Source organism: Streptomyces sp. NPDC004561, assembly GCF_053602155.1.
This window is the reverse complement of record NZ_JBSGDB010000581.1, coordinates 1-5046: the sequence shown is the minus strand read 5'-3', so window position 1 is coordinate 5046 and position 5046 is coordinate 1. Positions and strand designations below refer to the sequence as shown.

Below are 5046 nucleotides of genomic sequence, written 5' to 3'. Positions count from 1 at the left end.
GTGCGCACCCCGAGCCGGACCAGCCGGGGCACGGGCCCGCCGTCTCCGAACGCCTCCGCGACGGCGTCCCCGAGGCCGCCCTCCGGGCGGTGGTCCTCGACGGTGAGCAGGCAGCCGGTCTCCTCGGCGGCCCGGCGCAGGGTGTCCGTGTCGACGGGCTTCACGGAGTACAGGTCGATCACCCGGACGGCGATGCCCTCCTCGGCGAGCCGGTCGGCCGCCGCCAGCGCCTCGTGCAGGGTGACCCCGGCCGCGACGACGGTCAGCCGGTCCTCCTCGCTCGACCGCAGCGTCTTGCTGCCGCCCACCTCGAACTCCTCGTCGGCGCCGTAGATCACCGGGGTCTTGCCGCGCGAGGTGCGCAGGTAGCGGATGCCGTCGCGGCCGGCCATGGTGGCGACCAGCCGGGCGGTCTGGTTGGCGTCGCACGGATAGAGGACCGTCGAGCCGTAGACCGCCCGGAACATCGCCAGGTCCTCCAGGCCCATCTGCGAGGGCCCGTCCTGCCCGATCGAGACGCCCGCGTGCGAACCGACCAGGTTGATCCCGGAGCCGCTGATGGAGGCCATGCGCACGAAGTCGTAGGCCCTGCTGAAGAACGCGGCGAAGGTCGCGGCGTACGGCACCCAGCCGCGCGCGGCCATCCCGACGGCCGCGGCGACGAGCTGCTGCTCGGCGATGTAGCACTCGAAGTAGCGGTCGGGGTGCGCCTTGGCGAACTCCTCGGTCCGGGTGGAGTCGCCGACCTCGCCGTCCAGGGCGACGATGTCGCCGCGGGCGTTGCCGAGCGCGGCGAGGGCCTTGCCGAAGGCGTCCCGGGTGGCGACCTCCTCGCCCCGGTCGAAGGCGGGCAGCTGGAGCACCTCGGTGGTGACGGAGCGCAGCGCGGCGGCGGCCGGCGGCTCGCTGACCCGGACGTGCACCTCGCGGGGTCCGCCGAGTTCCTCGACGGCCTCCTCGGGGTGCGGCAGCGGCTTGCCGTGCAGGCCCTCGCGGTCCTCGACGGCGGCGACGCCCTTGCCCTTGAGGGTGCGGGCGAGGATCACGGTGGGCTGCCCGGTGGTGGACAGCGCCTCCCCGTAGGCCCGGTCGATCTTGTCGACGTCGTGGCCGTCGATCTCGATGGTGTGCCAGCCGAAGGCCTGGAAGCGGCGGGCGTAGGCGTCCAGGTCGTGGCCGTGCCGGGTGGGGCCGCGCTGCCCGAGCCGGTTGACGTCGACGATGGCGGTCAGGTTGTCCAGGTTCTCGTATCCGGCGTGCTCGGCGGCCTCCCACACCGAGCCCTCCGCCAGCTCGCTGTCGCCGCACAGCACCCACACCCGGTAGCCGACGCGGTCCAGCCGCTTTCCGGCGAGGGCGATGCCGACCCCGACCGGCAGGCCCTGACCGAGCGAGCCGGTGGCCGTCTCCACCCAGGGCAGCCGCCGGGGTGTCGGGTGTCCTTCGAGGCGGCTGCCGAGCTTGCGGAAGGTCATCAGCTCGCCGTCCTCGATGGCGCCGGCCGCCTTGTAGACCGAGTACAGCAGGGGCGAGGCGTGGCCCTTCGACAGTACGAAGCGGTCGTTGGCCGGGTGTTCGGGGCGTTCGAAGTCGAAGCGCAGATGGTTCGCCAGCAGGACGGCCATCAGGTCGGCGGCGGACATCGAGGACGTCGGATGCCCGGATCCCGCCGCGGCGGCGGCCCGTACGCTGTCGACACGCAACTGCTGGCCCAGTTCGGCGAGTTCGGCGGTGTCCATGAGTCTCCTTGCGCAGAGTCGTGGGAGAAGTGGAAGAAGTGGGGGGAGATGAACGGGGGCGGCCGAGGGGCGGCGCCCCGGGGTCAGGCGGACGCGGGGTCGGGCGGATCGGTGCGCCGTACGGGGCCGGGCGCCGGGTGGTCCCCGCCGGGTCCCCCGTGCTCGTCGCCCTCCTTCCCGCCCGGTACCCGCGCGAGCTCCGGCGAGGCCGACTCCAGCGGCACCGACCAGGCCCGTACCAGGCCCAACTGCACGCTCTGGCGCGGCAGCAGGGCGTCCAGCAGCCAGTCGGCGGCCACCCGGATGCGGCCTGCGGGCAGCGCGGCCAGGTGGTAGCCGCGGGTGACCAGGCCGGCCGCCGGGCCGGACAGCGGGACGCCGAACGGGTTCGCGGCGGCCTGGACCCCGCCCAGGTCGACGGCGAAGCCCAGGTCGTGATGGCGGTAGGGGCGCCGGCGCCGGCCCAGACCGAGCGAGGCGGCCACGTTCTCACCGGCCACCCGGCCCTGCCGCCAGGCATGCTGCGCCGTCATCGGCGTGAACTGCCCCGGCTGCTCCAGGTCCGGTACGGCGGCCGCGTCCCCGCAGGCGTACACGCCGGCCCGGCCCGGCACCCGCAGATACGGGTCGACGATGAGCCGGCCGCGCTCCAGCGGCTGCCCCACCGCCTCCACCAGCGGATCGGGCCGCACGCCGACGCACCACACCAGGGTCCGGGAGGCGATGGTCTCGCCGTCGCTGAGCACCACCCCGTCGTGGGTGGCCTCCTTCACCGACGTCCCCGTCCGCACGTCGACGCCCCGCGCCCGCAGCACCCGGTCGGCCGTCCGGGACAGCCGCGGGTCCATCTCCGGCAGCACGCGCGGCGCCACGTCCAGCAGGATCCAGCGCGGTCTCGTCCCGGCCGGCAGCGGGTGCCGGCGGGCCAGCCCGTCGGTGAGCAGCTGTATGACCGGCCGAAGCGAACACATCCGAACGCACGGCGACCCTGTCAACGCCAAACCCCCCGACTGTCAAGGGGTTTGACGGGATATCGAACGACACGGCCGCCCTCTTCCAACACAGTCGGACACGTCCTACCGTAAACGCGCACCCGATGACGCGTACATGCCCTTCCGAGCCGCCGGGGCCGCCGGATCTGCCGCAGCCGCCGGAGCCGCCGGAGCCGCCGAGGGGCGCACCGTCATCCCGCCCTTTCGCGAGTCGGAGGAACGTCAACGATGCGTCACCCTCACACCCGCACCACCCGCCGAAGAGTGGCCGGAGCGCTCACCGCCGGACTGCTGTGCGCGGCGGGCCTCGCCGCCCCCGCCGTCGCGGCCTCCGCCACCGGCCCCGTCGCCCCCTCCCTGGCCGACGGCCTCGCCCTCACCCCGCCGATGGGCTTCAACAACTGGAACTCGACGCACTGCCGTGCGGACTTCAACGAGACCATGGTCGAGGGCATCGCGGACCTCTTCGTGTCGAAGGGCCTGAAGGACGCGGGCTACCAGTACGTCAACCTGGACGACTGCTGGGCCCTGACCGGCCGGGACGCCGACGGCAAGCTCGTCCCCGACCCGGCCCGCTTCCCGCACGGCATCAAGGCCGTCGCCGACTACGTCCACGCCAAGGGGCTCAAGCTCGGCATCTACACCAGCGCCGGCATCAAGACCTGCAACAGCGCGGGCTTCCCGGGCGCCCTCGGCCACGAGTACAGCGACGCACGGCAGTTCGCCGACTGGGGCGTCGACTATCTGAAGTACGACAACTGCAACAACCTCGGTGTGGACGCGAAGACGCGTTACCGGACCATGCGGGACGCCCTGAAGGCGACCGGGCGGCCGATCGTCTACAGCATCTGCGAATGGGGCGAGAACAAGCCCTGGGAGTGGGCCTCGGACGTCGGCCACCTCTGGCGGACGACCGGTGACATCAGCGACAACTGGTCCTCGATGCTCTCGATCCTCAAGCAGAACCTCCCGCTCGCGCCGTACGCCGGGCCCGGCCACTGGAACGACCCCGACATGCTGGAGGTCGGCAACGGCGGCATGACGGACACCGAGTACCGCTCGCACTTCTCCCTCTGGTCCGTCATGGCGGCCCCCCTGCTCATCGGCACGGACCTGCGCAAGGCCTCCCCGGCGACCCTCGACATCCTGGACAACAAGGAGGTCACGGCGGTCGACCAGGACCCGCTCGGCAAGCAGGGCACGGTCGTCTCCTCCGCCGGCGGACGCTGGGTGATCGCCAGGGAGATGAAGGACGGCAGCCGCGCGGTCGCCCTGTTCAACGAGTCCGCCACCGCCCAGCGGATCGCCACCACCGCGAGCGCCGTGGGCCTGCCCGCCGCCGACGCCTACACCCTGCGGGACCTGTGGCAGCACCGCAGTTACAACACCGCGGGCACCCTCGCGGCCACCGTCCCGGCCCACGGCACGGTCCTGCTGCGCGTGACGGCCGACCCGCACTGGGCCGTCAACCCGCCCGCCGTCGAACTCGGCCTGGACGGCGGCCCGTTGCTGGAGGCGGGCAACCCGGTCACGCTCACCGGCACCGTCACCGACCTCGGCCGTACGCCCGCGCGCCGGGTGTCCGTGTCGCTGACCGGCCCCGACGGGTGGACCGTACGGCCCGCGTCCGCGACCACGGCCGCCGCCCTCCCCACCGGCCGGACCCTGCGCACCGGTTGGCGCGTGACCGCCCCGGCCGGGACGCCCACCGGCTCCTACGGCCTCACGCTCCGGGCGAGTTACCGCTCGCCGTCCGGGCAGCGGGTCACCGCCGGCCTGCCGGTCACCGCGACGGTCGTCGTGCCGCCGCCGTCCGGGACGTCGTACCTGAGCGATCTGCCGTGGCTGTCGGCGGCCGGCGGCTGGGGGCCGGTGGAGCGCGACACCAGCAACGGGGAGAGCGCCGCGGGCGACGGGCATCCGATCACCGTCGGCGGGGTGGTGTACGCGAAGGGGCTCGGCACCCACGCCCCGAGCGAGATCTCCTTCTACACCGGCAGGGCCTGCGGGAAGGTCACCGCGGACGTCGGCGTGGACGACGAGAAGGGCACGAAGGGCACCGTCGCCTTCGAGATCTGGGCGGACGGCACGAAGGTCGCCTCGACCGGGGTGCTGACCAACGCGATGCCCGCCCAGCCCCTCACCGCCGACGTCACCGGCGCCCAGGTGGTCCGGCTGGTCGTCACCGACGGCGGCGACGGCATCGACTCGGACCACGCGGACTGGGCGAACGCCCGGCTCAGCTGCTGAGCCACGTCCAGCAGGTGCCGGGCGGCGACAGTGATGTTCAGGCCCGCGTCGGTCACCGCGGAGGC

The 5046-nt window shown here is 73.4% G+C and carries 2 protein-coding genes and 1 pseudogene; 1 reads left to right on the top strand and 2 read right to left on the bottom strand.

Translation table 11 applies throughout. From position 1 onward, the window contains the following. Nucleotides 1-1739 (bottom strand): transketolase (locus tag ACWEN3_RS41220; protein ID WP_452982274.1); only part of this gene is annotated, 1739 nt, incomplete at its 3' end. 92 nt (nt 1740-1831) lie between these two features. Then, nucleotides 1832-2686 (bottom strand): annotated as a pseudogene (locus ACWEN3_RS41215) (NAD(P)/FAD-dependent oxidoreductase); the annotation flags it as partial. Nucleotides 2687-2959: 273 nt separating this feature from the next. Here ACWEN3_RS41215 and ACWEN3_RS41210 point away from each other — a divergent pair. After that, complete coding sequence (locus ACWEN3_RS41210; protein WP_452982271.1) at nt 2960-4981, top strand: NPCBM/NEW2 domain-containing protein; 2022 nt, start codon at nt 2960-2962, stop codon at nt 4979-4981. Nucleotides 4982-5046: the final 65 nt, after the last annotated feature.